General features: G+C 55.4%; 28 protein-coding genes and 1 tRNA gene. 25 read left to right on the top strand and 4 right to left on the bottom strand.

The window, feature by feature from the left end:
• Positions 1 to 6: 6 nt before the first annotated feature.
• The 18 genes from miaA to HY272_08490 all read left to right on the top strand — a co-directional run bounded on the left by miaA (position 7) and on the right by HY272_08490 (position 16,521).
• Positions 7 to 957 carry a tRNA (adenosine(37)-N6)-dimethylallyltransferase MiaA gene (miaA, locus tag HY272_08575; GenBank protein MBI3772736.1) on the top strand — a complete coding sequence of 317 codons (951 nt, stop codon included), beginning with the start codon at positions 7 to 9 and terminating at the stop codon, positions 955 to 957.
• Between the two features lie 142 nt (positions 958 to 1,099).
• On the top strand, positions 1,100 to 1,345 hold the full coding sequence (gene hfq / locus HY272_08570; GenBank protein MBI3772735.1) for an RNA chaperone Hfq: 246 nt from the start codon (positions 1,100 to 1,102) through the stop codon (positions 1,343 to 1,345).
• 14 nt (positions 1,346 to 1,359) lie between these two features.
• Positions 1,360 to 2,703 carry a GTPase HflX gene (gene hflX / locus HY272_08565; GenBank protein ID MBI3772734.1) on the top strand — a complete coding sequence of 448 codons (1,344 nt, stop codon included), beginning with the start codon at positions 1,360 to 1,362 and terminating at the stop codon, positions 2,701 to 2,703.
• A 114-nt stretch (positions 2,704 to 2,817) separates the two neighbouring features.
• Positions 2,818 to 4,026, top strand: a complete 1,209-nt coding sequence (gene hflK, locus HY272_08560) for an FtsH protease activity modulator HflK (GenBank protein ID MBI3772733.1) — start codon at positions 2,818 to 2,820, stop codon at positions 4,024 to 4,026.
• Between the two features lie 2 nt (positions 4,027 to 4,028).
• Entirely contained in the window at positions 4,029 to 4,904 is an 876-nt protein-coding gene (hflC, locus tag HY272_08555; GenBank protein ID MBI3772732.1) for a protease modulator HflC, read from the top strand.
• A gap of 98 nt (positions 4,905 to 5,002) precedes the next feature.
• Complete coding sequence (locus HY272_08550) at positions 5,003 to 5,191, top strand: DUF2065 domain-containing protein (protein MBI3772731.1); 189 nt, start codon at positions 5,003 to 5,005, stop codon at positions 5,189 to 5,191.
• A 6-nt stretch (positions 5,192 to 5,197) separates the two neighbouring features.
• Positions 5,198 to 6,394 (top strand): ATP phosphoribosyltransferase regulatory subunit, encoded by a 1,197-nt coding sequence (locus tag HY272_08545; protein MBI3772730.1) that lies wholly within the window; start codon positions 5,198 to 5,200, stop codon positions 6,392 to 6,394.
• A 199-nt stretch (positions 6,395 to 6,593) separates the two neighbouring features.
• A complete protein-coding gene (locus HY272_08540; protein ID MBI3772729.1) occupies positions 6,594 to 7,892 on the top strand; it encodes an adenylosuccinate synthase in 1,299 nt (432 codons plus the stop codon).
• A 285-nt stretch (positions 7,893 to 8,177) separates the two neighbouring features.
• Entirely contained in the window at positions 8,178 to 8,588 is a 411-nt protein-coding gene (locus HY272_08535; GenBank protein MBI3772728.1) for a DUF4124 domain-containing protein, read from the top strand.
• Positions 8,589 to 9,425: 837 nt separating this feature from the next.
• Entirely contained in the window at positions 9,426 to 9,845 is a 420-nt protein-coding gene (locus HY272_08530) for a phosphate-starvation-inducible PsiE family protein (GenBank protein MBI3772727.1), read from the top strand.
• Between the two features lie 120 nt (positions 9,846 to 9,965).
• Positions 9,966 to 11,057: a calcium/sodium antiporter gene (locus HY272_08525; protein ID MBI3772726.1), complete on the top strand. Its 1,092-nt coding sequence runs from the start codon at positions 9,966 to 9,968 to the stop codon at positions 11,055 to 11,057.
• 1 nt (position 11,058) lies between these two features.
• Positions 11,059 to 13,344, top strand: a complete 2,286-nt coding sequence (locus HY272_08520; protein MBI3772725.1) for a DUF4040 domain-containing protein — start codon at positions 11,059 to 11,061, stop codon at positions 13,342 to 13,344.
• The gene (locus tag HY272_08515) at positions 13,341 to 13,772 is read left to right on the top strand and encodes a Na(+)/H(+) antiporter subunit B (GenBank protein ID MBI3772724.1); all 432 of its coding nucleotides are present in this window, start codon (positions 13,341 to 13,343) and stop codon (positions 13,770 to 13,772) included. The genes HY272_08520 and HY272_08515 overlap by 4 nt, the downstream gene beginning before the upstream one ends.
• On the top strand, positions 13,769 to 14,155 hold the full coding sequence (locus HY272_08510; protein ID MBI3772723.1) for an NADH-quinone oxidoreductase subunit K: 387 nt from the start codon (positions 13,769 to 13,771) through the stop codon (positions 14,153 to 14,155). The genes HY272_08515 and HY272_08510 overlap by 4 nt, the downstream gene beginning before the upstream one ends.
• Complete coding sequence (locus HY272_08505; GenBank protein ID MBI3772722.1) at positions 14,155 to 15,609, top strand: Na+/H+ antiporter subunit D; 1,455 nt, start codon at positions 14,155 to 14,157, stop codon at positions 15,607 to 15,609. Before HY272_08510 ends, HY272_08505 begins: the two co-directional genes overlap by 1 nt.
• On the top strand, positions 15,606 to 15,944 hold the full coding sequence (locus HY272_08500; GenBank protein ID MBI3772721.1) for a Na+/H+ antiporter subunit E: 339 nt from the start codon (positions 15,606 to 15,608) through the stop codon (positions 15,942 to 15,944). The genes HY272_08505 and HY272_08500 overlap by 4 nt, the downstream gene beginning before the upstream one ends.
• Positions 15,941 to 16,219 (top strand): pH regulation protein F, encoded by a 279-nt coding sequence (locus HY272_08495; GenBank protein ID MBI3772720.1) that lies wholly within the window; start codon positions 15,941 to 15,943, stop codon positions 16,217 to 16,219. The genes HY272_08500 and HY272_08495 overlap by 4 nt, the downstream gene beginning before the upstream one ends.
• The gene (locus tag HY272_08490; GenBank protein MBI3772719.1) at positions 16,216 to 16,521 is read left to right on the top strand and encodes a monovalent cation/H(+) antiporter subunit G; all 306 of its coding nucleotides are present in this window, start codon (positions 16,216 to 16,218) and stop codon (positions 16,519 to 16,521) included. The genes HY272_08495 and HY272_08490 overlap by 4 nt, the downstream gene beginning before the upstream one ends.
• A gap of 325 nt (positions 16,522 to 16,846) precedes the next feature.
• Here HY272_08490 and HY272_08485 read toward each other — a convergent pair whose 3' ends face one another.
• Both HY272_08485 and HY272_08480 read right to left on the bottom strand, forming a co-directional pair.
• Entirely contained in the window at positions 16,847 to 17,050 is a 204-nt protein-coding gene (locus HY272_08485) for a hypothetical protein (protein MBI3772718.1), read from the bottom strand.
• 561 nt (positions 17,051 to 17,611) lie between these two features.
• Positions 17,612 to 17,698: transfer RNA gene (locus HY272_08480), tRNA-Leu, on the bottom strand.
• A 122-nt stretch (positions 17,699 to 17,820) separates the two neighbouring features.
• Between HY272_08480 and rnr the strand changes: the two genes are divergently transcribed.
• Together rnr and rlmB are read left to right on the top strand one after the other, a co-directional pair.
• Positions 17,821 to 20,214 carry a ribonuclease R gene (gene rnr, locus HY272_08475; GenBank protein ID MBI3772717.1) on the top strand — a complete coding sequence of 798 codons (2,394 nt, stop codon included), beginning with the start codon at positions 17,821 to 17,823 and terminating at the stop codon, positions 20,212 to 20,214.
• A complete protein-coding gene (gene rlmB, locus HY272_08470; GenBank protein ID MBI3772716.1) occupies positions 20,211 to 20,954 on the top strand; it encodes a 23S rRNA (guanosine(2251)-2'-O)-methyltransferase RlmB in 744 nt (247 codons plus the stop codon). Before rnr ends, rlmB begins: the two co-directional genes overlap by 4 nt.
• Before the next feature lie 98 nt (positions 20,955 to 21,052).
• On the opposite strand, the gene HY272_08465 is transcribed toward rlmB, so the two are convergent.
• Positions 21,053 to 21,427, bottom strand: a complete 375-nt coding sequence (locus tag HY272_08465; protein MBI3772715.1) for a DUF2892 domain-containing protein — start codon at positions 21,425 to 21,427, stop codon at positions 21,053 to 21,055.
• An 87-nt stretch (positions 21,428 to 21,514) separates the two neighbouring features.
• Positions 21,515 to 22,198: a Crp/Fnr family transcriptional regulator gene (locus HY272_08460; protein ID MBI3772714.1), complete on the bottom strand. Its 684-nt coding sequence runs from the start codon at positions 22,196 to 22,198 to the stop codon at positions 21,515 to 21,517.
• 523 nt (positions 22,199 to 22,721) lie between these two features.
• Here HY272_08460 and rpsF point away from each other — a divergent pair.
• From rpsF to rplI, 5 genes are all read left to right on the top strand, one after another.
• The gene (rpsF, locus tag HY272_08455) at positions 22,722 to 23,090 is read left to right on the top strand and encodes a 30S ribosomal protein S6 (protein MBI3772713.1); all 369 of its coding nucleotides are present in this window, start codon (positions 22,722 to 22,724) and stop codon (positions 23,088 to 23,090) included.
• Positions 23,091 to 23,095: 5 nt separating this feature from the next.
• Positions 23,096 to 23,398, top strand: coding sequence for a primosomal replication protein N (priB, locus tag HY272_08450; protein MBI3772712.1), 303 nt, complete (start codon positions 23,096 to 23,098; stop codon positions 23,396 to 23,398).
• A gap of 57 nt (positions 23,399 to 23,455) precedes the next feature.
• Complete coding sequence (locus HY272_08445) at positions 23,456 to 23,680, top strand: 30S ribosomal protein S18 (protein ID MBI3772711.1); 225 nt, start codon at positions 23,456 to 23,458, stop codon at positions 23,678 to 23,680.
• Between the two features lie 65 nt (positions 23,681 to 23,745).
• Positions 23,746 to 24,696, top strand: coding sequence for a DUF2232 domain-containing protein (locus HY272_08440; GenBank protein ID MBI3772710.1), 951 nt, complete (start codon positions 23,746 to 23,748; stop codon positions 24,694 to 24,696).
• Positions 24,697 to 24,738: 42 nt separating this feature from the next.
• The gene (gene rplI / locus HY272_08435) at positions 24,739 to 25,191 is read left to right on the top strand and encodes a 50S ribosomal protein L9 (protein ID MBI3772709.1); all 453 of its coding nucleotides are present in this window, start codon (positions 24,739 to 24,741) and stop codon (positions 25,189 to 25,191) included.
• Positions 25,192 to 25,266 lie beyond the last annotated feature (75 nt).

The raw sequence follows: 25,266 nt of genomic DNA, 5'->3' as shown, positions 1-25,266 counted from the left end.
GTTATTTTGAATAATTCATTTCCCCCAGCCATATTCCTGATGGGGCCGACCGCAGCGGGCAAAACCGATCTGGCCCTCGCGCTGTGTGAACATCTTCCCTGTGAAATCATCAGTGTTGATTCGGCCTTGGTTTATCGCGGCATGGATATCGGAACCGCCAAACCCGCGCCTGACATTCTGGCGCGGGTACCTCATCACTTGATCGATATTATTGATCCAACAGAAGCTTATTCAGCGGCGCGTTTTCGCGAGGATGCGCTGAAATGCATGGCGCAGATTACGGTGGCGGGGCGCATACCCCTGCTGGTAGGTGGAACCATGCTCTATTTCCGCGCCTTGGAACGAGGGCTGTCTGATTTGCCTGAATCCGATCCTGAGCTGCGTGCCAGCCTGGATGATGAAATGGCACGAGAAGGTTCTGTGGTTTTGCATCAACGTTTGCAGCAAATTGATCCTGTTGCTGCGGCACGTATCCATCCCAACGATCGGCAACGCATCCAGCGAGCGTTGGAAGTGTATCAGCTCTCCGGTCAGACCATGACCGAATTACAAGCGCTGGATAGTGGTCAGGCATTGCCTTATCGATTGGCAAAATTGATTTTAGCGCCGACGGATCGCGCAGAACTGCATCGCAGGATTGAATCGCGTTTTCGGCAAATGCTGGATGCAGGATTGGTGGAAGAAGTGCGTGGCTTGCATGCCCGCGGGGATTTAAATGTCGATTTGCCTTCGATGCGTGCTGTGGGTTATCGCCAGGTGTGGGAATACCTGGAAGGAAAGATTTCATATGATGAGATGTTGCATGATGGCATCGTTGCCACACGTCGTTTTGCAAAGCGGCAACTGACCTGGTTACGTGCTGAGAAAGATGCTGTGTGGTTGGATGGCGCGGCGCCGGATTTGTTAGCTATCTCATTGAATTGTATAAAAAAAGCATTAAATCTAGATTCTGTATAAAAGATTTTACCGGGTATGATACTATTTGACAGCTGGAAATCGGCTGTGGGGGTTGTTAGATAGGGATGTAGACTGCTGCATGATAATGCCGAAAATACCATGCAGTAGGACATGAATAATTGATAACAAAGGAGCGATCATGATGAGTAAGGGGCAAAGCTTACAAGACCCTTTTTTGAATGCATTACGTAAAGAAAAGGTTCCTGTTTCGATTTATTTGGTAAATGGAATCAAGCTCCAGGGACAAGTGGAATCTTTCGATCAGTTTGTCGTGCTGCTGAAGAACACTGTCAATCAGATGGTTTACAAGCACGCGATCTCAACCATCGTTCCGGCGCGGAATGTCAAACTTTCCACCGGTGCAGAAGAAGTGGTTGAAGAAGCCTGAGACTCTAGAAACACGTGGAATTCTTTGAACGCCCCAATGTGGGCGAGCGCGCTGTCCTCGTCCACCTGGACTTTAAGGACGAGGACGTGCGTGAAGAACTTGATGAATTCAAGGAATTGGCGCTCTCCGCCGGTGCGGTGCCGGTGGCCATCGTTTTAGGCAGCCGCAAAAAACCCGATCCCAAATATTTCGCCGGCCTGGGTAAGGCCGAGGAAATCCGCGACCAGGTCGAACAGCAACAGGCCGAGCTGGTCATTTTCAATCATGCCCTGAGTCCCTCCCAGGAACGAAATCTTGAATTCTTGCTCAAGTGCCGGGTGCTGGATCGCACGGGATTGATTCTGGATATCTTTGCCCAGCGGGCGCACACCTTTGAAGGTAAGTTACAGGTAGAGCTGGCGCAGTTGCGGCACTTATCGACGCGACTGGTGCGTGGCTGGACACACTTGGAGCGGCAAAAAGGGGGGATTGGTCTGCGGGGCCCCGGTGAAACGCAGCTTGAATCTGACCGCCGTTTAATTGGCGAACGCATTAAACAACTGAACAAACATTTGGAAAAAGTCCGTCGTCAGCGTGAGGATCGGCGGCGTGCCCGGCGTAAATCCGATGTCAACACAGTGTCGCTGGTGGGTTATACCAATGCCGGCAAGTCGACGCTCTTCAATGCGTTGACCCGTGCGGATGTCTACGTTGCGAATCAATTGTTTGCGACATTGGATCCAACACTGCGTAAACTGGAGCTGGCCACCGAGGGCGATGTGGTATTAATTGATACAGTAGGATTCATCCGCCATTTACCGCACAGTGTAGTGGCTGCGTTTCGGTCGACCTTGGAAGAGACCGAAGCGGCGTCTTTGTTACTGCACGTGATTGATGCCGGGGACGAGCAGCGTCAATCACGGATTGATGAAGTGAATAAGGTGTTGCAGGAAGTGGGTGCCGAGTCCTTGCCCCAGTTGGAGGTTTATAACAAGATCGATCTGGTGGAAGGAGTGGAGCCGCACCTGGATCGGGCTGATGATGGCCGGCCTTTGAGGGTTTGGGTGTCGGCACGGACAGGGGCCGGACTTGATCTATTACGTGAGGCAATTACTGAGTATTTGCAGGTGATTGCGGCTCAGGCCCGAGGTGAGGACCAGGGCTATGGCCAAGTGCGCCGTCGTCGTCTGTACCAGCTAAGATTGGCCCCGGAGGCAGGGCGGCTGCGGGCAGTGTTGTTTCAGCAAGGTGCGGTGAAGTCCGAGCAGCAGGCTGAAAATGGGGATTGGCTGCTGGAAGTGATGTTGTGGCCGCGTCAGATCGAGGCCTTGGCGTCCGAACCGGGGTGCCAATGTGAATCGGAACGGGACGTAGCCTAATCTTTTCTGAATAATTGCCTTGCGGTGCTTGTTCAAGCTTTTTAGAATTAGAGGTTCTGGCCGGGAGTGGCTGGTTGATGCGTAACTGCTTAAATTTATTGATTGGAGAAGCGAATGGCTTGGAATGAGCCAGGGGGTTCCAAGGATAACGATCCATGGGGCAACCGGAGCAAGAAATCGGGTCCGCCGGATCTGGATGAAGTGGTCCGCAATATACGCCGCAAGTTGGATGGCTTGTTTGGTGGTAAGGGGAGGCAGGGTGACACCGGTGGTGGCCGCTCTCCTTTAGGCGGCGGTAGCGCAGGCATCGGGGGGGTTATCCTTCTGGTTGTGGGTCTGTGGCTGATCTACGACATGGTCTATATCATTCAGCCCGCTGAACGAGGTGTTGTGCTGCGCTTTGGCCAGTATGTTGCCACTTTGGAGCCTGGCATGACTTTGCGTATGCCACGGCCGCTGGAGCGTGTTGAACGGGTGGATGTCGACAAGAGTCGAAACGTTGAGATTGGTTTCCGTTCCAGCGGTGAGGGTGGCAAGACGACACCCATGCCGTCGGAATCCTTGATGCTGACGCGCGATGAAAACATTATCGATGTCCAGTTCGCGGTTCAATATCGGGTCAAGTCAGCCAATGATTATCTTTTTAATGTCAAAGATCCTGATCTGACCTTGCGTGAAGCGACCGAAAGTGCAGTGCGCGAAGTGGTCGGGCAGAACAAAATGGATTTTGTATTGACGGAAGGGCGTAGTGACATCGTGGCCCGGATTCAGGCACTGACCCAGCATATACTGGATCACTATCAGACTGGGTTATTGGTGACGAGTGTCAACATGCAGGATGCTCAGCCGCCGGATGAAGTGCAGCACGCATTTGATGATGCCGTCAAAGCGCGTGAAGATGAACAGCGTCAGATTAACGAGGCTGAAGCCTATTCAAACGATATATTGCCAAGGGCGCGCGGTGGCGCGGCACGTTTGATTGAAGAGGCGCAAGCATACAAATCTGAAGTCATTGCCAAGGCCGAGGGTGAAGCCTCTCGTTTCGACCGTGTTGTCAATGAATACAAAAAGGCACCACGCGTGACGCGGGAGCGCATGTATCTTGAGGCGTTGGAAGAAGTGTTATCCAAGTCTTCCAAGGTCATGGTCGATGTCAAAGGTGGTAACAACATGATCTATCTGCCCTTGGATCGGATAATGGAACAGTCTGGCATGCCGGTACCACAGCAGCCAGCGTCAACGGCAACGCCCGAAGCGGCGCCAGCGGCAAAACTGGCTACGCCAGCTGAGCGTGATACGCGCAGCCGGGAGCGGGAGAGATAATTATGGACCAGACTAAGAGCCTAACCATTATCGTTTCGACGGTAGTCGTTCTCATCATTTTGTTGTTCTCATTTTTTACGGTCGATGAACGTGAGAAAGTGATCCTGTTGCAACTGGGTAAGATCCAACGCACGGATATCAAACCTGGCATGTATTTCCGCATTCCACTGGTGCAAACCGTACGCAAGTTCGACAGTCGGGTGTTGACCATGGATGCCGAGCCTGAGTCATTCCTGACCGCTGAAAAGAAAAATGTGGTGGTGGATTCGTTCGTAAAATGGCGAATCAGTGACGTGGGACGATATTACACGGCAATGGGTGGCAGCGAAGCGCTGGCCAATCAGCGCCTGTCGCAAATCATGAAAGACGGTTTACGGGGTGAGTTTGCCAAGCGCACGATTCAAGAGGTGGTTTCCGGAGAACGGGCCGAGATCATGAAGATTCTTGCTGCCAGCGCCGACAAGCAGGTTAGAGACTTCGGTATGGAGGTGGTCGATGTGCGCATCAAGCGTATTGATCTCAAGGGTACGGTCAGTGATTCGGTGTATAGACGTATGGAATCGGATCGGACGCGTGTGGCGAAGGATCTGCGGTCCAAGGGTGCTGAAGCAGCGGAAAGAATTCGTGCCGATGCCGATCGGCAGCGGACGGTGATTTTGGCCGAGGCCTATCGCGAGTCCGAGCAATTGCGGGGTTTGGGTGATGCCACGGCGTCGCAGATTTACGCCAAAGCATTCCAGAAGGATGCGGAATTTTATTCTTTCTACCGCAGTTTGACGGCGTACAAGGAATCGTTCAAGAACAAGAAAGATCTGATGGTGATCCAGCCGAATACCGATTTCTTCCGTTATTTTGGCGATAGTGAAGGCCGCAAATAAGCGCGGCGCGATTGGACGGATTGGATATTAGAAACTTGGCCGGGCATGACACACCAGTGTGATGCCCGCTTTTTTTGTGTCAGAGGTCTTAGCGTAAGATGCTATGGCAGGATTTTTGGGCCGCTCTGGCGCTCGTGATGGTGATAGAGGGCATGATGCCCTTTTTATCCCCGCAAAGTATGCGCCGGGTCTTTGCCCAAATCGCGCACATGGATGACAAGACACTGCGTTGGGCTGGGCTGCTGAGTATGGTGGCAGGAATTGTACTTTTGTATCTGGTGCGCTGAAATAAAATGGAAAAACGGATTAAATCGGATTATGCCCGCTGGCTGTTGCCAGAGGGTATCTTTGAATTGTTGCCGGCACAAGCACGGCATTTGGAATCTTTGAGCCGCCAGTTGCTCGATTTATTTGATCGCTGGGGCTATGACCTGGTCATGCCGCCGTTGATCGAGTATATCGAATCGCTGCAGGTCGGTACTGGTCGCGATCTGGATTTGCAGACATTCAAGCTCATTGATCAGATGACCGGGCGTTTAATCGGGATTCGGGCTGATATGACACCTCAAGTCGCCCGCATTGATGCCCATGTACTGAAGCGTGAAGCACCCACGCGTTTGTGTTATTTGGGCCAAGTTCTGCACACCCGTCCCAATGGACTCAGCCGTTCACGCGCGCCTTTGCAAGTTGGCGCAGAACTTTATGGGCACTCGGGAATTGAGAGTGATGTCGAAGTGCTGCGCTTGATGGTGGAAGCATTGCGCGTGGCAGGTATCCAGCATACGCATATCGATCTTGGACATGTTGGGATCTATCGTGGTCTGGTGCAAGAAGCGGGACTAACGCAAGAACAAGAAGTCGCGATGTTCGAGGCGTTGCAACGCAAGTCCAGACCGCAAATTGAAGAATATCTGCGTGATTGGAAGATTGCTGCCAAGGCACGCCAGCATCTGTTATCACTGGTCGATTTGAATGGTGACGAGACGGTACTGACCGAAGCAAAAAAAATATTGAGCGGTGTCGGTGAGGGTGTCGGTGCCGCTTTGGATAACCTATGCCAAATTACAGCGCTGGCCAAGCGTCATCTCCATGGTTTGCCGTTGTATTTCGATCTGGCCGAATTGCGTGGTTATCGTTATCAGACCGGAGTGGTGTTCGCCGCTTTTGTCCCCGGCCATGGCCAGGAAGTGGCCCGTGGCGGTCGTTACGATGCCATTGGCCGTTGCTTTGGTCGGGCCCGTCCCGCGACCGGCTTTAGTACCGATCTTAAGACCTTGATTCAGATCAGCCAGGTGGCAGCTGCCCCAATTAAGGGTATACTCGCGCCCGCAGTGGATGACGCAGCCCTTGGTCAGCGAATCGACGCACTGCGCGCCCAAGGTGAGCGGGTGATTTGTGCCCTGCCGGGGCAGGGAGGCACCCTGGACGAAATGGGATGTGATCGCCGCCTTGAATTACGCAAAGGGCGCTGGGAAGTGGTGGCGATTTAGCAGGCGAGATTAACTAAAAATCCAACGCGGAGACGCGGAGGTGCAAAGGTGATAATAAAATTATCGTGGCGGAGTCTTTTAAGGAATCTCTAAATTAATCAGGGGTTCCCTGGTTTCCTCCGCGTCTTTGCGTCTCCGCGTTAGATTTTGAATTGGATTTTGAAATGGTGAGTTCAAACAATCAGTGAGCGACATGACAATGAGCAGTGGCAAGAGTGTAATCGTCATCGGTACGCAATGGGGTGACGAGGGCAAGGGCAAAATCGTCGACCTGTTGACCGATCGCGTTGGGGCAGTGGTTCGTTTTCAAGGCGGCCATAATGCCGGTCATACCCTGGTGATTAACGGCGCCAAGACGGTGTTGCATCTGATTCCCTCCGGCATTCTGCGCGAAAACGTGCAATGTTTGATTGGTAACGGTGTTGTGTTGTCGCCCGAAGCCTTGTTGAAAGAAATCGCCGGTCTCGAAGCCAAAGGTGTGCCCGCGCGTGAACGCCTGTTGATCAGCGAGGCATGTCCGTTGATTCTGTCTTATCACGTGGCGCTGGATCTGGCGCGTGAAAAGGCGCGTGGTAAAGCGGCCATCGGTACTACCGGCCGTGGTATCGGCCCAGCGTATGAAGATAAGGTTGCGCGCCGCGCGTTGCGTGTCGGCGATCTGTTCCATCGGGAACGTTTCGCCGCCAAGCTTGGCGAAGTGCTCGATTATCATAACTTTGTACTGCAAAACTATTACAAGTCAGAAGCCGTTGATTTTCAGCAAGTGCTGGAAAACTCCCTGGCCTGGGCTGAGCAAATCAAGCCATTAGTCGCAGACATTCCTGCCGTGTTGCATGGCTATCAGGCGCGCGGTGAAAACATGATGTTTGAAGGCGCGCAAGGCGCGTTGCTGGATATCGATCACGGTACTTATCCATTCGTGACTTCATCGAATACCACCGCCGGTGGTGCATCGACGGGGAGTGGTGTGGGTCCTGCTGATTTCGATTACATATTGGGTATTACCAAGGCGTATACGACACGCGTCGGTGCGGGTCCGTTCCCAACCGAGTTATTCGATGAAATGGGTGAACACCTGGCGCGGCGTGGTCACGAATTTGGCTCCACTACTGGCCGCCCGCGCCGTTGCGGCTGGTTCGATGCTGTAGCCCTGCGTCGTACCAACCAGATCAACAGCGTCTCTGGTTTGTGCATCACCAAGCTCGATGTGTTGGATGGTCTGGATACCATTCGTATTTGTGTTGGCTATCGCTGCAATGGTGAAGTGAGTGATACCCTGCCTATCGGTGCCGAGGCTCTGGAAGGCTGCGAACCGATTTATGAAGATATGCCGGGTTGGAAAGAGTCCACCGTCGGCATCAAGCGCTATGATGAATTGCCAGCCGCTGCAAAACGTTATTTAAAACGAATTGAAGAAGTTGTCGCGGTGCCAATTGATATTATCTCCACCGGTCCCGACCGCGAAGAAACGATTATCCTCAGGCACCCGTTTGAGTAGTAGGTTTGAATAAATTGAAATAGCAAAAAAGCCCAAGGTCAAATCCTTGGGCTTTTTTGTTGGGTGTAGGGAATAATCTTTTCAGAAAGTATTCGTTTATTCAGTTGGTTATCTTTTAATCCATTTACGTTAAGGCGAGCTGACAAAGATTGTCATTGTTTGTTATTGTGTAAATAAGAAGTATCTGCCACGAAGATAGTGAGTGTTTTTTTAGCAAGGGTGCTTATATAGGATCAGCTTAAATTTGTCTTATGAATAACTATTTTAGTCACGCTCGTGCTCTTGATGTCATCGCCAGTGGCTCACAGTGCTGTCTATAGGTGGGTGGATAAAGATGGCACTACCCATTATTCCGAAACGCAGTCTGCCAACGGGCACGCTGAACAGATATTTCAATCCAGTGCTCCAACACCCGATCCGCAGATGGAAACTCAGCTTAAGGAATTGCTGAAATCACAGGAACAGTCACAGCAATTACGGGATAACAAGGCAAAGGAACAAGAAAGCCGGGCGCGGGAAGAGTCGGCTCGTACAGAAGCCTGCCGGCGGGCCAGTGAACGCTTCACTGGATTGGCGAGTCATCCTCGGGTAAGCGTTAAAGAACCCGATGGGACGCTGCGACGGATTACTGAAGAAGAACGCCGCGCTCATCTTGCCGAGGAACAAAAGCGGATCAAGGAATATTGTGGTCAGTGATTTGCAGTGGACTCACTCGCACTGAGTAAGAAACGGACTTAGCGGATTTTAGGCCATAAAAAACAAGCCCGTCGCACATTATATTTGCCCAGTCAAACGGCCCGATCCCGACTCCCTCTCAACCATTGGGTGGTTGAAAGAGAGCTGCACATTTTTCAATCATGGCTTCACAGGCCTGGGATATGTTGTAGCCCTAGTCTAGAACCAGACATGTCGCCTCATGTTTGAATTCTGTTGTAAAAGTTCTTCTTGCCATCGTTGAACACCTCGTCTGTCGGGTGGTAATTTACCACCTTTGTGGGTGTTCAAAATCATTAGGCCACATCACGTACATCCGAAATCAGGAAGAGGAAGATGAGCGATACGATCAGATGAAGTTCACTATGGGGTAAGCCGCCAACGGCGGCTCACGGTGTTATGGGCGCCTTTGAGGCACTCACAATCTCAAGCCACCGGCTTTGCCGGTGGTATTTGACTCCCGCTAATGGCCACTGGCCACGGAACCGCCGCAGGTTCCATCCAGCGTGACAGGAGTGAGGTTTATAACCGCGGCCGATGTGCTGCCGGCAGGATCGAGATGGTTGATATTAATATGGCGGATGACTTTGGTTAAAGTCTGCGATAGCGTGCCGCCATTGCGGCGGGGCGGTGAAGATGATTGCCTGCATCGAAAATCAAGTGGTTATCAAACAGATCCTTGAACATCTGGAACGCCGTGCAGAGCAGCCACTGGCAATGACACCGACGGTGCGTGGTGGTAGAGTAATGGTTAGATGGCGAGAGTGATCGATTTGGGCTGAGTGTCGTCGGTCAGTAAAGCAATTTCACGGAGGATTGATGTTGCCGCTGCTGAAAAAATTCGAACGCGCTGTCGTCGTGTTTCTGATCGCGATGCTCGTGATCGTGGTCGCGGTGTCGGCGTTGGAGCTGGCGTGGATACTGATCAAGGACCTCTTGTCGGAGCCGGTGCTTATCCTGGAACTCGATGAGTTGCTGGAGGTGTTCGGCTTCTTCTTGTTGGTGTTGATCGGCATCGAGTTGCTGGAGACGATCAGTAATTACCTTGAAAAAGGCCGCATCGAGCTGAAAGTCATTTTCAGCGTTGCGCTGATTGCGATCGGACGCAAGATCATCATCTTTGAGCCCAAGGACTATGACGGTCTGACCTTGGTCGGAATTGGTGTGATAATTCTGGCGCTGGTGATTGGCTACGGTATCGTTACCGACCGGCTCACGCACCGTGCGCAACAAAGTTAATATTCTGCTCCGACAGTTACCACACTATTGAGGCGGCCGCCACGCTGAAATAATCGGCGTAGCGTGCCCCGGGATCGCAACGCCAAGTCAGATCAAATCATTGTCGCGCAGGAGTCATATGTGAACATCGTCTGGTTTGTGCTCGGATTAAGCTTTCTTGTCGCCGGCGCGCAACTGCTGGTGCGGGGCGCGTCTAAGCTGGCGTTGTCGTTCGGCATTTCTCCCTTGGTCGCCGGATTAACCATTGTCGCGTTCGGCACCAGCGCACCAGAACTGGCGGTGTCGGTCCAGTCAGCGTATGCCGGGCAGGTCGACATTGCGCTGGGCAATGTGGTCGGCAGTAATATATTCAACGTACTGTTCATCCTCGGCGTGTGCGCGCTGATTGCACCCTTGGTCGTGGCGCCGCAAATCATCCGACAGGAAGTGCCGATCATGATCGGTGCATCGTTGCTGTTGTTCGCGCTGGCGCAGGATGGTGGTATCAGCCTGATGGACGGTGCGCTGCTGTTTGGACTCGTCGCCGCGTATAGCGCGTTTCTGATTCGCCAAAGCCGCAAAGAGAATCAGGCGACACGCGATGAATACGCGCAGGAGTTTGGTAAACCTGCGGCGATGCAGTGGGACCGGTATTGGCCGGTGCAACTGCTGTTGATCGTTGGTGGTCTGGTGCTGCTGGTGCTCGGGGCACGCTGGCTGGTCGAAGCTGCCGTCGCGTTTGCGCGTGATTTCGGCGTCAGCGAAATGGTGATCGGGCTCACTATCGTTGCGGCCGGCACCTCGTTGCCGGAAGTGATGACCTCGGTGGTCGCGACACTGCGCGGCGAACGCGACATCGCGATTGGCAACGTCATTGGCAGCAACACGTTTAATATTCTAGCGGTGCTGGGATTGTCGAGTCTGGTGGCGCCGCAGCCGCTCGCGGTCGCGCCCGCGCTGCTGTCGTTCGATATGCTCGTGATGATCGCGGTCGCCCTGGCCTGCCTGCCCATCTTTTTCACCGGCCACCGCATCGCGCGCTGGGAAGGGGGGTTGTTTCTCGCCTACTACGCGGCGTATACCGCGTTCCTGATTCTGGCTTCGCAACAATACGACGCCTTGCCCGCCTATAGCGCGGTGCTGCTGGAATTCGTAGCACCCCTGACGGCGATTACGGTGTTGGTCATTGCCTGGCGCGAGTGGCGCGCACACCGCAATCACGCGAGGCCGTGACATGCGACAGCAACCGTCTGATTTGATCGTCAGCACCAAATCACCCGCCACGTTGCTGCCGTTGGCGCTAGTCCCTGCAACGCTGTTCGCACTGTTGTTGTACGCGCTGTTCAGCGTTGCGCTGCCATGGACATTTTCCTGGCCGTGGATTCCGTCGCTCGGCATTGAACTCACGGTGCAGGTTGACGGCCTGGCCGCGCAATTTCTGTTATTGATTACCGGCGTCGGCACACTGGTGTTTGTCTACGGCGCGGGCTACCTCGCGGACGATCCAAAACGCGTGCGGGTGTTTGTATTGCTGTTACTGTTTATGGCCGCAATGATCGGCGCGGTCATCAGCGACCATCTCATCGTATTGTTCGTGTTTTGGGAACTGACCAGCGTGCTGTCGTTTCTGCTGGTCGGCACGCACCATGAGGAGGAGTCCAGCCGCAAGTCGGCACAGCAGGCGCTGCTGATTACCGGTCTGGGCGGGTTATTTCTGCTGGCGGGATTCATCCTGCTGAGTGAAATCGGCGGCACTTATTCCATCCAGCAACTCATCGCGCGCACCGCGATGTTGCCCGACGATGGGCGCCTTCCTGCGGCACTTGCGCTGATTTTTGTGGGCGCGTTTACCAAGTCGGCGCAAATGCCGTTTCATTTCTGGTTGCCGAACGCGATGGCCGCACCCACGCCGGTGAGCGCATATCTTCACTCTGCAACGCTGGTCAAACTCGGAATCTACCTGTTGGCGCGGCTCGATGCTGTGTTCAGCGATCTGCCGTTCTGGGAAGTTGCGCTGCTGACCGTCGGCACACTGACGGCGGTGGGCGCCGCGATTCAAACAGTACGCGAGCGTGACTTAAAACGGATTCTCGCCTGGTCCACCGTAGCCACACTCGGCACACTGACCATGCTGGTGGGTTTGCCCGGCAACGGCGCCGCACTCGCGGTCGCCACGCTGTTCTTCGCTCATGCACTGTACAAGGCACCGTTGTTTTTCGTCGCCGGCAATCTCGATCACGGCGCCGGCACACGCGTCATCGATCATCTTACCGGCATGCGCCGCTACATGCCGTGGACCGCCGCCGCCGCGCTACTCGCTGCATTTTCCATGGCCGGCTTGCCGTTGTCGTTCGGGTTTGTCGCCAAAGATGCGCTCACGATCGCCAAGGCCGAAGCGGACGTTTTTTTGCTGGTCAGCTACGCCACGGTCTTCGTCAGTGGTGTGTCGGTTGCGGTCGCCGCGATCGCCGCGATTCGCGTGTTCTGGGGGCGCGACACAGTACCGCGCGAAGTGCATCTGCATGAGGCGCCACTCACCATGCTGCTGCCGCCGCTGGCTCTGGTGACCTTGGCGCTGGTCTTCGGCTTGGCGCCGACGCTGGTCGATCCGTTGCTGGGCGCCGCCGCCCATGCGATCGCGCCCGGCTTCGACGCTGCGGCGGTGGACGCCGCCTACGACGCCGGGCCGGTGATCACCGCCACGCTGAGCGCCCTCGTGCTCGGTATTGGCATTTATCTGGGTTGGGATAGGCTGCATGCGTTGCTCGACCGCGTGCGCATTTTCGACAAGTTGGGCCCGGAATCGTGGTATTGGCGCATATTCAAATTCTTACCGCGCCTCGCCGCATGGCAAACGCGGCAGCTGCAGCATGGGGCATTGCCGCGCTACCTGCTGGTGCTGGTGAGCGCTGTCACGCTGGCGCTGCTCGCGCTGCTGTGGGTTGCGCAGCCAATCTGGATCTGGCCCGCGTGGCACACCTTGACCTGGCCGGTGGCGGAGGCTTGTGCGTTGATCGCCGCCGCGGCTATCGCGTCGTTGTTCATGCGCGATCACTTGGTCTTGCTGTTGGTCAGCGGGTTGGTTGGTTACGGCAGCGCGATATTGTTTTTGTTTACCGGCGCGCCCGATCTCGCCTTCACACAATTTGCCGTTGAGACCGTATTCGTGGTGGTTGCCGCTGCCGTGCTGGTGATGCTGCGGCGTGGCGGATCATTGCCTAATGCAGCGCAACCGGAAGCGCGACTGCGACCGTTTGCGCTGGTGGTTGCGCTTGCCTTCGGCGCGACGCTCACCGTATTGGTGTTGTACACCGCCGGACTCCCGTTCGATGCCGCACTCGCCGATTTCTTCGCCGCGCAAAGTTTGCCGGCCGCGCACGGGCGCAACGTCGTCAACGTGATCATCGTCGATTTTCGCGGCATTGATACCCTGGGTGAAATCAGCGTGCTGCTGTTTGCGTTGCTCGCGGCGCTGCCGTTATTGCGGCTGGCGCACTGCGCACGCGGGAGGGCGACATGAATTCCCGCGCGCTGCTCGCGGAAGTATTGGTGCGCAGGCTTTACATTGTAATTCTGGTGGCCTCCGTGTGGGTGCTGCTGCGCGGCCACAATGCGCCCGGCGGCGGTTTCATCGGCGGCTTGTTAGCGGTCGCCGCCACCGCCGCCTACGCGCTCACGTTCGACGCCACGCGCGCGCTGCAACGACTACCGCTCGGCTCGCTGCGCTTGGCCACGCTCGGCGTGCTGGTGTCGTTGGCCAGCGGCTTACCTGCGTTGTTTCAAAACCTGCCGTACTTGACACATCTGTGGTTCACGCTGCCGCTTGGATTCATGGAGCTGCCGCTGTCGACGGTGATGCTGTTCGACTTGGGCGTGTATCTGTGTGTTTGGGGCGCGCTCGGCGGTTATTGCTTGGCGTTGATACGGGCCATCGAGGTGGTGCCATGATCTGGGCCGTCGCACTCGCGCTGGGCATCGTTATCGCGGCGGGCACCTATTTGGCGCTGTCGCGCGACATGATGCGCTGCCTGATCGGTCTGGCGTTGATCGGCAGCGGCGTAAATCTGTTGGTGTTCGCCGCCGGACGACTCGTCACGCACGTGCCGCCCATTATTCTCGACGGGGAAGCGCAACTGGGTGCAGCGGCGAATCCGCTGCCGCAAGCGCTGGTGCTCACCGCCATCGTCATAGGCTTCGCGTTGTTGTGTTTTTCGCTGGTGCTGGCAGTGCGATTGATGTTGACCACCGGCATCCACGACACCCTGCAGTTACGGGCAGCGGAGCCCGCGCTGACCGACGACCATAAACCCGCGCTGGAGGATGCGCCCTGATGCTGGCGCTGACGCCACTGCTGGTGCCGCTGATCACCGCGTTGTTGTGCACGCTGACCCAATCCGCGCCGCGTTTGCAACACGGCGTCAGCCTGCTGGGGGCACTGGTGTTGCTGGCCTGCACCACACTGTTGCTGCGCCAGGTGGCGCAGGACGGCAGCGTTGCCGTGGTCGCCGGCAACTGGCCGCTGCCGTTCGGCATCGAGTTCGTCGCGGATCGCCTCAGTGCTGCGCTGGCGCTGATCGCCGCCGTGATGGTGACCGTCGCAGTGCTGTGGCAATGGAGTGACGCCGACGCCGCACCCGCATCCCCGACATTGCATCCGCTGCTGCACGGTTTGGCCGCGGGTGTGGGCGGGGCGTTCGTCACCGCCGACCTGTTTAATTTGTACGTGTGGTTCGAGCTCGCGCTGATCTGTGCGCTGGGATTACTCGCGCACGGCGGCAGCGTGCGGCAACTCGATGCGACCCTGAAATATTTCGTGCTCAATGTGTTCGGCACACTGCTGTTGCTCACCGCGGTGGCCTTGCTCTATGCCGTGACCGGGCAGCTCAACTTCGCCGCGCTGGGCCAGGCGATTGCGCAGCTGGAGGTGTCGATCAAACTGCCGTTGCTCGGCTTGCTGCTGCTGGCGTTTCTGATCAAGGCGGCGGCGTTTCCATTTTTTGCCTGGTTACCTGCGTCGTACCACACCCTGCCGGCACCGATGTTGGCGTTGTTTTCCGCGTTGCTGACCAAAGTAGGCATCTACGCGGTGATCCGCATGCTGAGCGATGTGTTCGCACCGGCACCGGATCTGCTGTTCGCCGTGCTGGGCTGGATTGCGGTGTTATCGATGATCACCGGTGTGCTGGGCGCGGCCTATCACTGGGACATACGCCGCATTCTGGCTTTTCACAGCATTAGCCAGATCGGTTACGTCCTGCTCGCCATCGCGCTGGCCTCGCGTGCCGGCAACGCGGCAGCGATCTTTTTTGCGCTCCACCACAGCGTGGTCAAGGCAAGTTTGTTTCTGGTTGCGGCGCTGGTGTTTCGTTACACCGGCCACTATGATCTGCGCCGCTGCGGCGGTTTGTATGCTGCCCGACCGTGGTTAGCCGTTCTGTTCCTGCTATTGGCGCTAGCGCTGGTCGGCATCCCGCCGCTCAGCGGCTTCTGGGGAAAATACCTGATCGTGCGCGAAAGTCTGGCGCAGGGCGCCTACGTGTGGGCGGCGTGTGCGTTGCTGGTCGGTATGGTCACGTTGTATTCGATGATGAAAATATGGCTGGAAGCTTTCTGGAAACCGCATCCCGATAACACATGGCGCACGCCGGGCACTCCGGGCGTGGCACCGGCAGTCATAGGTGTGGCCAGCCTGGCCGCGCTCACGTTATGGGTCGGACTGTTTCCCGAAACGCTTATCGAATTTGCCAACCATGCAGCGGCCGGATTACGGGGAGCCAGATCATGATATTTCACGCGGGGGCGCTCGCAAGACTATCACTGCGCTTCGTCTACCATTGTGTGCTGTCGGGATTCACGACCGCACGGATTATTTTGCGGCGCGAGCGAGCAGCATCCGGATTTGTGCGGCTGAGTTTTGCGCCGATGAGCGAAACCGGCGCAGCCATCCTGGGCGCGATGATTACGTTGACACCGGGCAGCACGGTGGTCGACATCGACCCGCAGAAGCGTGAACTACTGCTGCACCTGCTGGATGTCGGCAGCGCGGACGCGGCGATCGCGTCGATTCGTCACGACTTTGAACGCGACATTGCGCAGTTGTTTCCGGAGCCGCCGACATGATCACTTTTCTCGTAAGCATCGCGTCCCTCTGCGTGCTACTGGGCGCGCTACGCTTCGTGCGCGGACCCACCCACGCCGACCGTATTATCGCGCTCGACATTTTGTTTGCAGCGACCGTGGCCTTGTGCGCGGCAGCGGCGCTTTTCACGCAGCGCGTTCTGTTTCTCGATATCGCCATCGGCGTCACACTGATCGGCTTTGTTACCACGCTCGCGTGGGCGCGCATAGTGGATTTGCGGAGCAATGCGCGCAAACCGTCGGAGCCTCAATCATGAACGCCGCCGGAAACATTCTGTTGGCATTGGGTGCGCTCGTGTTGCTGTTGGCAAGCATCGGGCTATTCCTGCTCCCCGACGCATTGTCACGCCAGCACGCGGCTACCAAGGCTGGATCGCTAGGCATCGTTGGCATCGTGCTCGGCGTCGCACTTATTGGCGGCGACTCCGCCTGGACTGTCCGTGCGCTGGCGATCGTGGCCATCGTCTGGGCGACGCTGCCGGTGGCCTCCCACATGCTGGCGCGCGCGGCTGTGCGCGTACTCAACGCGGATAACCGTCCCACTGATGACACCGACTGAAGCGTGCTATTAGCCGCAGGAAACAAGCCTGCTGGCGTTGGTCCCGGCGCCGAAAGATACTAGATTCCGCAGGTCTCTCCCCCAACCTTCATATATTGATCTTTCTCAATACTAATTGGTGTTACATTCAATTGGTCTTAATGTCGTCCCCGGCCTAGTCTTGTATCCAGCGAGGTGTTGATCGCAACGCTTCAACTCACCAGGAGTTACCAATGTAGAAAATTTGGTGGGGCACGATTTAGCTGATCGTATTGGGTACAAACAGCCGCAGTCGATCAGCGCCACCCCGACGTTGACTGTGTCCGAAAAGCGGAATGCGGGCACGCTATTGCAAGGATGCGATGGATGGCAGCACCAGCAACAACACCAGTGCATCTTTTAGGCACTGGGTCAGGCTCTGGTCGGCATGGGACGGTTCCGCAACGCCGCTGGGATGATTGTGAGCAAAGATGATGGCCGCGACGTCGTGTACATTACAATATTTAATGTATGTCAATAAAGAGGTGGTGCTCCAGGAGGGAAGCGCTATTCATAAGCCTGGGAATAGCGGCGAAGGTTTGAGAGAGTTTTAGTCTATCGATAGAATAACAGAGGTGCTTTGCCCATATTGGTAAAAAGGACTATGGTATGCTGCGTCGTGCGCGACTAGTGGAAGGGGTCTCACTGAGCCCGACCATTGTGACAGAATAAGAAAAATTGATCACCGCGGAAAATGATAGATAAATGCTGGTTAGATGATTCGGGGTTTTGAGACGTTCAATAGGTTATATCGTAAAATATGCCATTTTGAGGGCTTGTCCTTAATACGAGCCAAATTGGCTCATCAAACTACATTGTTATATGGATGTTGATGCTCGAGATTGCTTAGGAAGAATGGTGGAGGGAATCGGAATCGCTTGGTTGATATGTAGAGCGTGGGTTGGAAGCAACTGCGAGGAGCGATTTTTCGTTCCATCTGCGTTCCACCCACGTTCCACGGATCCGACATAACAGATCATGAGAGACAAGCAACCAAATTCATGAATTCCACAAATTTCATTGAAAATCAATGTATAATGCGGTCTTTGATGGTCTGGGGTGGTTTCTTAAGTGGTGCCGAGGAGAGGACTTGAACCTCCATGGGGTTTCCCCCGCTAGCACCTGAAGCTAGTGCGTCTACCAATTTCGCCACCTCGGCATGGTGGTGTATAGGCCGCGCACTTTACAAGGATGCGGTTAGATTGTCAAATAGCCGCTACAAGTTCGCACTGGAAACTGGCGAACTACTAAATTACATACATAGGAAGGAAAATCAACAACATGGCATCACGCAAAACCGTGGTCGACCCTTACGCCGATCGCGAGGCCGAAAAATACGAACGCCCCATCCCGAGCCGGGAAGTGATTATGGAGGTTCTGGCCAAAGAAGACGGGCCGATGAGTTTCGCGCGCATCGCGGGACTATTGAACCTGGAGGATGAGACCGATCTCGAGGCGCTGCGCCGTCGTCTGCGGGCGATGGAGCGCGATGGCCAGGTGGCTAAAAACCGGCGCGACAGTTACGGCTTGGTACAGAAAATGTCACTGATCAGTGGCCGGGTGACAGGACACGCCGATGGTTATGGCTTCCTGATTCCGGACGATGGCAGCGAGGATTTGTTCTTGTCGGCGAAGCAGATGCGCGCCCTGTTACACGGCGACCGGGTGCTGGCGCGGGTATCGGGTGTCGATCGCCGTGGCCGTCGCGAGGGCGCTGTCGTTGAGGTGCTTGAGCGCGCCAATAATCAAGTCGTCGGCCGTTTCATTCTGGAACACGGCGTCGGGATTGTGGTGCCGGACAATAAGCGCATTACCCAGGATATTCTGGTTCCCGCTGAGTATCGCGGTGGTGCTACCGATGGCCAGATCGTGCTGGCGGAGATAGTCGAGCAGCCTAGCTCCCGTGCGCAGCCGATCGGTAAAATTGTTGAAATCCTGGGTGACCACATGGCGCCTGGGATGGAGATCGACATTGCCATCCGCGCTCATCAATTACCGCTCGAATGGCCAAAAGAGGTGGAGCAGGAGATCGCGGGGCTCAAGCGCGACGTGCCAGAAGAAAGCAAACTGGGGCGCGTGGATTTGCGCCAGTTGCCATTGGTGACGATTGATGGTGAAGACGCCCGTGACTTTGACGATGCGGTGTATTGCGAGCGTCAGGGCAAGGGATGGCGCCTGTTGGTGGCAATTGCCGATGTGTCACATTATGTGAATCCTGTCACCTCACTGGATAAAGAAGCGCGTAATCGCGGCAACTCGGTTTATTTCCCGGGTCGGGTGATTCCGATGCTGCCGGAGATTCTGTCCAATGGCCTCTGTTCACTCAATCCTAAAGTGGATCGTTTGTGCATGGTCTGTGATATGGAAATCACTCCCAGCGGCACGGTGAAACGTTATGAGTTTATTGAAGCGGTGATGTGTTCGGCAGCACGGTTGACGTACACCGAGGTTGCCGCAATGGTGGTTGATCGTGACGTGGAATTGCGGCGCACGAATGAACATTTGGTACCGTATCTGGAAAATCTCTATGAGTTGTACAAAGTGTTTCGTGGTCAGCGCGACAAGCGCGGTGCGATCGATTTTGAAACCACCGAGACACGTATCATGTTCGGCGGCGACCGCAAGATCGAGAAAATTGTGCCGGTGGAACGTAACGACGCACATCGCTTGATCGAGGAATTCATGATCGCGGCGAATGTTTGCGCTGCCGAGTTCCTGTTGAAAAACGAAATCCCGGCCCTGTATCGCGTCCACAGCGGTCCTTCCGAGGAAAAACTGGCCAATTTGCGTGATTTTCTCAGTGAGTTAGGTCTGAGTCTGGGCGGTGGCGAAGAACCTGAACCGAAGCACTACGCCAAGTTGTTGGCCAGTATCGCCGACCGGCCGGATGTGCATTTGATTCAGACCGTGATGCTGCGCAGCTTGAGTCAGGCGGTGTACAGTCCGGAAAACATCGGCCACTTTGGCCTATCGTTTGAATCCTATACCCACTTCACCTCGCCGATCCGCCGCTATCCGGATTTGCTGGTGCATCGCGCACTGCGTCATCTGGTGCGCCGTCAGCCGGTGAATCGTTTTGAATACGGCGTCGCTGAGATGTTGTCTTTCGGTGAGCATTGCTCGATGACCGAGCGGCGTGCCGATGATGCGACGCGTGATGCCGTCGATTGGTTGAAATGCGAATACATGATGGATCGCGTTGGCGAGGAGTTCGATGGCATTATCAGTAGCGTCACGAGCTTTGGTATCTTTGTTTCGCTGAATGAGATTTTTGTTGAGGGTTTGGCGCACATCACCGCTTTCCCGCTAGATTATTATCACTATGATCCGGCGCGTCATCGCCTGGTGGGTGAGCGCAGCCACCGTAGCTATCGGCTGGCCGACAAGGTGCGGGTCAAGGTGGCGCGGGTCGATCTCGATCGTCGTCGTATCGACTTTGAATTGGTCGAGGATGGCGTCGTCGTGCCCTCATCGGCCGATGCCGATAAAGGCAAACGCAAACCTGGTGGACGGTCCGGTAAGGGCAAGCCCGCTACTGTTGGCGAGCATAAGGCCAAACGCCAAGCGACGAGTGCGCCCAGAGGCAAGGGTGGTAAGAAAACGGCCAAGGCTGATTCGGACAAGAAGCCGGACTCCGGCGGAGGGACCAAGAAGAAGCGCCGAGGCCGCCGGTGAGTCGCTGTGTTTATGGTATCCACGCCGTTTCGGCGGCCTTGCGGCGTCCTGGTGCGGTGCAGGAGTTATTGATCGCCGAGGATGGGCGCATGAACCCTCGCCTGACCAAGCTGCTGGATCAGGCCAGAAATGCCGGGGTCACTCTCCGCAAGGTGAAGCGCGAGGCTCTGGATGACGCCGCCGAGGGGGAGCGTCATCAGGGGGTCGTGGCCATGTTGAGTGGCGCCGAGCCCCCGGTTGTGGCCGGTCACCTTGAGGATTTGCTGGAGGGGCTCGATCATCCGGCCTTCTTGTTGATCCTGGATGGGGTGCAGGATCCCCAAAACCTGGGGGCCTGTCTGCGCTCGGCGGATGCCGCTGGCGTTGATGCCGTCATCGTCCCCAAGGACAAGGCTGCGGGTCTTACGCCCGTCGTCCGTAAGGTCGCTTGTGGCGCTGCTGAAAGCGTGCCCTTCTTCCAGGTGACCAATCTGGCCCGTACGCTACGGGACTTGCAGGAACGAGGTATTTGGTTGATTGGTGCGGCCGGTGAGTCCGAGGCTAGCCTTTACCAGACCGATCTGAAAGGGCCGTTGGCATTGGTGATGGGCGCGGAGGAGCAGGGGATGCGGCGCTTGACCCGCGAACACTGTGACTTGTTAGTTCACATTCCGATGGCCGGTAGCGTTGAAAGCCTTAATGTCTCTGTCGCGACGGGCATTTGTCTGTTTGAGGCGGTGCGGCAAAGAACACGAGGCTAGTAGTCTGCCGGGTTGCGTTAACCGTTCTACCACGGACGGGAGAAACCCGTCCGTGGTACCTCTGTTGGTAAAGCGGTTTCACGGGAAACGTGCAGACGTTATGCGTGCGATGTCTTGCTGCCACTTACGTGGTCATTGCCGGACAGGCTGCAATCGTGATAGGTCTCATCACACTTTACGTCTTTACCGAACGCCGCCTCGACTTCAAACGGGAACGTTCCGCAGCGATTGCGCATGGAACTGTCGCAGGTTCGATAGTTGACGCTTGAGTAAAGCGGATCAAAGCCTAAGATGCCGGTTAGCATCGGGTAAATCGCAATGATCGGCAGATAGGCATGCCAACCCAAATCGGTCCTTTGGTAGAGGTCAACGAGCACGACGGCGATGAGACCGCTGCCAATGATGACACGCAGTATCCGATCCCAGAGACCGACGTTCTGAAGTGCGCCGAGTTTTTTAGTATCGGTAAACATAGTTCTCACCTCCTTGTTTTGCTTTCGGCAACGAATGGTGCCGAATTATTATTAAACGCCAATGTGGCTTAAGTATCTGTGACAAACTCACTGATCAAGGCCGTGACTGATGTTTTGTAATTTCTCTGGATTTAGAATCTGCACTTTGCCCCTGCTTAGGCGAACTAATCCATGATGTTCAAATTCTTTTAGTAAACGGCTGACAACCTCACGGGCAGTACCGAGATCCATCGCCAACGCTTGGTGAGTGGTCTTGATGACGAGGCGGCCGCCGTTGGCGCGCAACAGCAGCAGATGTGCCAACCGCTGATTCAGGGGACCGAAGGCGACCGCTTCGAGCAGATCGACGATGTTGTTCACGCCATCGCTGATGCCGGCGAAAACAAATTGACGGAAGTTATCAAATTGAGCGAGTGCGTGCTGAAAATGCGTGGCGGCCAGCAGCAATAGCTGGCAGTCCGTTTCCGCAACGCCTGCGGCCGGATAGTCATGACCGCCGAGCAGGCAACTGTTGGTGAGGATACAGGAATGACCGCTGTCCACTCTGAATAGCACGATTTCGTGTCCATCGGCGCTGACTTTCTGCACCCGTATCGTCCCTTCCAATGTGAGAATAAACTCGTCACAGGTGGCGCCGGCGTGAAACAGCGGCGCACCGGCAAGCACGCTGATCACCCGTCCATGTTCAGCAAGAAAACTGAAGAGGGGGCTCCCGGGTTCACCAAGTGCCGGAAAACTGCTGGCTAGACGGCGGATGAGTGCCGCAGTCATCACAATAACCGTTGATATTGAGGATGGTTTGGCGCGCTGGAGTTACTGGTATCAAACCGTGTTGTCTACCTGTGAGAGGAGTTCGGTGTTGACCCCGTATTCATCGCGAGTACCAACCGATAACGACTTGTAACGTCTGAGTCTGGTCCATAATTTCCATATTTTTCATCATGCTGGCTTCCTTCCTGTTGAAACTCAGCCTAATTTAGAGGCACTTTAATAATAGCATATGGGGATGAAATGCTTATTTGAGCCTCCAGCTCAGGCCCTTTGCACGGTTGAAGAGAATAAACGAGGTGCTGACCTTCAAGGATTACAAGCCACTCCTTCGGTAAACCCGCAAGAACGGGGTATGGGATGATTGGGCGGCTCGGCTGGGGGGCAGCCACTCAAGCCCCGAATTAATTGTTTTCTTAGGGAAAGTCCATTAAAATACCGGGCCTTGCCATTCCCCTTGGGGATGGTACTCCTTGTCTTACCGCATGGTGCGGAAGACTGCTTAAACCGTGAGGAGCGTTTTAGCATGAGACATTATGAAGTTGTATTCCTGGTTCACCCGGATCAAAGTGAGCAGGTGCCCGCCATGATTGAACGTTATCGCTCGATGATCGAGGGCGATGCCGGCAAAATTCATCGTTTGGAAGATTGGGGCCGTCGTCAGCTGGCCTATCCTATCCAGAAGGCGCACAAGGCTCACTACGTGTTGATGAACATAGAGTGTACCGACCATGTCATCACCGAGCTGGGCAATGCCTTCCGTTTCAATGACGCCGTGATTCGCAACATGATTATCCGTCGTGAAGAAGCGGTTACCGACGCTTCTCCGATGTTGAATCGCAAGGATGACGAGCGCGAAGAGCGTTTCGAAGCCCGCGAAGCGGTTGACGCTTAAGTCGTTTGGAGAATCAGTGGTGCCTGGCCGGAATTATTTGTAAAGCGGCCGAAACGCGTTACTCACCGGCTGGCGTCCCGCTTACCCGCTTCACCTTGGAACATCGTTCCAGGCAAGCAGAAGCAGGCATGGAACGCGAGGCATATTGCAAGATAGTTGTGATTGCCGCCGGTGATGAGTTAACGAAAACCGCAGTTCGATTACAGATCGGACAGTTAGTTGAAATCAGCGGTTTTGTAACTCGCGCCGACAGTCGCCAAGGGCAGAGTAGACTGATTCTACATGCACAGCGTATTGAATTAGGGTAGGGGCGGGATTTAAACCCGTTCCACGCAAACAAACAGAATTTATTTTAGGAGATCAACATGGCACGTCAATTTCGTCGTCGCAAGTTTTGCCGCTTTACCGCTGAAGGCGTAAAGGAAATCGATTACAAAGACATCGGTACCTTGCGTCAGTACATCACTGAGACCGGCAAGATCGTTCCAAGCCGGATCACGGGTACCAACGCGCGTTATCAGCGTCAGCTCTCTACTGCAATCAAGCGCGCCCGTTTCCTGGCCTTGTTGCCGTACAGCGATTCGCATTAATAGTTGTTGTGTCTCATGCCTTGGGTGCGGGACGGAGTTAAAAAGATAAAGGGCGCTTTAAGGTAATGTTAGCGATTGCGCGCTTTATCATGCGCGGCCCATGGCAGGCTATTCTCGCAGTGGCCGTCATGGCACTGTTCTCCCTGGTGCCGATCCTGGGAGTACTGAGCGTGTTGAGCGGTGCTGCCGTTGCGCTGGTGACATTACGCATGGGGGCGCAGCGCGGATTATCGGTGTTTTGCGGCGCTGGCTTGCTGATGGGGTTGGTCATGTTTCTGGTACAGGGACAAGCCGGATTCGCAGTTGCCGTGTTGTTCGGGTTGGTATTGTGGCTGCCGCTGTGGTTGTTGGCGCTGCTGTTACGCAAAACTCAATCCTGGCCGTTAACGCTGGATGCGGTGGCGGCGATCGGCATCGCAGGTGTGCTGGTGATGTATGGCATATTTGCCGATCCGGCGCAGTTCTGGCAACAGGTGTTGAAGTCGGTGATGGACACCATGGCGAACCAGGGCGGTATGGGGCAGATGGACGCGCTTCGCGACCAATTGCCGCGGATTGCCGATTGGATGACCGGATTTTTGTCCGGGGCAGTGGTGCTCGGTTTGATTAGCAGCCTGATGGTGGGGCGCTGGTGGCAGGCGGTGCTGTACAACCCTGGCGGGTTTCGGCAGGAGTTTCTGGCCTTGCGCCAGAGTCAGACGGCCGCTGTGATTGCGTTAGCGATTGTGGTGCTGGGATTGGCGGGATCGGGTGCCATGGCCGATATCGCCAGAGACTCTGCGGTTGTGGTGATTGTAATCTACAGCATCTTTGGTCTGGCCCTGACGCATGCAATCGTCGCTATTACCGGTGCCAGTATTGGGTGGTTGATTGGTTTATATGTGGTGGCGTTCGTTTTGTTGCCCCATGTGATGATAGTGCTGTCGGTGATGGGTTTGGTCGACAGCTTTGTGGATTTCAGGTCCAGATTGAAGCCGGTGGTGAAAACGCCCGGCGACAATCATGATCCGAATTGAATTTTGATTTTTTGATGAATTGACATTGAGCAGAGGTGCGAGATGGAAGTAATTTTGCTGGATAAGGTCCAAAACTTGGGTAACTTGGGCGACACCGTCAAGGTCCGTCCTGGCTATGGTCGTAATTTTCTGATTCCACGCGGCAAGGCTGTCACGGCCAACGCAGCGAATCGGGCCGTTTTCGAACAACGCCGCAAAGAGCTGGAAAAGAAGGTGGCCGAGGAATTGGCCGCCGATCAGGCGCGCGCTGCCAAAATCAATGGCTTGACCGTTGAAATTGCACGTCGTGCGGGTGATGAAGGCAAGCTGTTTGGCTCCGTGGGTACTGCCGATGTGGCGGCTGCCGTGGCGGCCAAGGCCGGTATTCCGGTAGCCAAGCACGAAGTGCTGCTGCCAGAAGGCCCGATGCGTGCCATCGGTCAGTATTCCATCGATCTGCAACTGCATGCCGATGTGACTGCGACCGTGACCGTTAACGTCGTCGCTGAAGCCTAATCACAGGCACTCAGACGCGGCGGACGAGAGGGTATCCCTCTCTCCGCCGCGTTTTTATTTCCAGAGGCTGCTTTT

The organism is Gammaproteobacteria bacterium (assembly GCA_016200485.1).
Lineage (GTDB): Bacteria > Pseudomonadota > Gammaproteobacteria > Tenderiales > Tenderiaceae > JACQEP01.
Note: the sequence above shows the minus strand (reverse complement) of the source record. Positions and strands in the feature narration are given on the sequence as shown.

What these genes read in the sequence shown, in the direction of transcription:
- hfq (MBI3772735.1), top strand. Translation starts at nt 1,100, where the DNA reads ATGAGTAAGGGGCAAAGCTTACAAGACCCTTTTTTGAATGCATTACGT.
- hflK (MBI3772733.1), top strand. Translation starts at nt 2,818, where the DNA reads ATGGCTTGGAATGAGCCAGGGGGTTCCAAGGATAACGATCCATGGGGC.
- hflC (MBI3772732.1), top strand. Translation starts at nt 4,029, where the DNA reads ATGGACCAGACTAAGAGCCTAACCATTATCGTTTCGACGGTAGTCGTT.
- HY272_08550 (MBI3772731.1), top strand. Translation starts at nt 5,003, where the DNA reads ATGCTATGGCAGGATTTTTGGGCCGCTCTGGCGCTCGTGATGGTGATA.
- HY272_08545 (MBI3772730.1), top strand. Translation starts at nt 5,198, where the DNA reads ATGGAAAAACGGATTAAATCGGATTATGCCCGCTGGCTGTTGCCAGAG.
- HY272_08540 (MBI3772729.1), top strand. Translation starts at nt 6,594, where the DNA reads ATGAGCAGTGGCAAGAGTGTAATCGTCATCGGTACGCAATGGGGTGAC.
- HY272_08535 (MBI3772728.1), top strand. Translation starts at nt 8,178, where the DNA reads ATGTCATCGCCAGTGGCTCACAGTGCTGTCTATAGGTGGGTGGATAAA.
- HY272_08530 (MBI3772727.1), top strand. Translation starts at nt 9,426, where the DNA reads ATGTTGCCGCTGCTGAAAAAATTCGAACGCGCTGTCGTCGTGTTTCTG.
- HY272_08520 (MBI3772725.1), top strand. Translation starts at nt 11,059, where the DNA reads ATGCGACAGCAACCGTCTGATTTGATCGTCAGCACCAAATCACCCGCC.
- HY272_08515 (MBI3772724.1), top strand. Translation starts at nt 13,341, where the DNA reads ATGAATTCCCGCGCGCTGCTCGCGGAAGTATTGGTGCGCAGGCTTTAC.
- HY272_08510 (MBI3772723.1), top strand. Translation starts at nt 13,769, where the DNA reads ATGATCTGGGCCGTCGCACTCGCGCTGGGCATCGTTATCGCGGCGGGC.
- HY272_08505 (MBI3772722.1), top strand. Translation starts at nt 14,155, where the DNA reads ATGCTGGCGCTGACGCCACTGCTGGTGCCGCTGATCACCGCGTTGTTG.
- HY272_08500 (MBI3772721.1), top strand. Translation starts at nt 15,606, where the DNA reads ATGATATTTCACGCGGGGGCGCTCGCAAGACTATCACTGCGCTTCGTC.
- HY272_08495 (MBI3772720.1), top strand. Translation starts at nt 15,941, where the DNA reads ATGATCACTTTTCTCGTAAGCATCGCGTCCCTCTGCGTGCTACTGGGC.
- HY272_08490 (MBI3772719.1), top strand. Translation starts at nt 16,216, where the DNA reads ATGAACGCCGCCGGAAACATTCTGTTGGCATTGGGTGCGCTCGTGTTG.
- rnr (MBI3772717.1), top strand. Translation starts at nt 17,821, where the DNA reads ATGGCATCACGCAAAACCGTGGTCGACCCTTACGCCGATCGCGAGGCC.
- HY272_08465 (MBI3772715.1), bottom strand. Translation starts at nt 21,427, where the DNA reads ATGTTTACCGATACTAAAAAACTCGGCGCACTTCAGAACGTCGGTCTC.
- HY272_08460 (MBI3772714.1), bottom strand. Translation starts at nt 22,198, where the DNA reads ATGACTGCGGCACTCATCCGCCGTCTAGCCAGCAGTTTTCCGGCACTT.
- rpsF (MBI3772713.1), top strand. Translation starts at nt 22,722, where the DNA reads ATGAGACATTATGAAGTTGTATTCCTGGTTCACCCGGATCAAAGTGAG.
- HY272_08445 (MBI3772711.1), top strand. Translation starts at nt 23,456, where the DNA reads ATGGCACGTCAATTTCGTCGTCGCAAGTTTTGCCGCTTTACCGCTGAA.
- HY272_08440 (MBI3772710.1), top strand. Translation starts at nt 23,746, where the DNA reads ATGTTAGCGATTGCGCGCTTTATCATGCGCGGCCCATGGCAGGCTATT.
- rplI (MBI3772709.1), top strand. Translation starts at nt 24,739, where the DNA reads ATGGAAGTAATTTTGCTGGATAAGGTCCAAAACTTGGGTAACTTGGGC.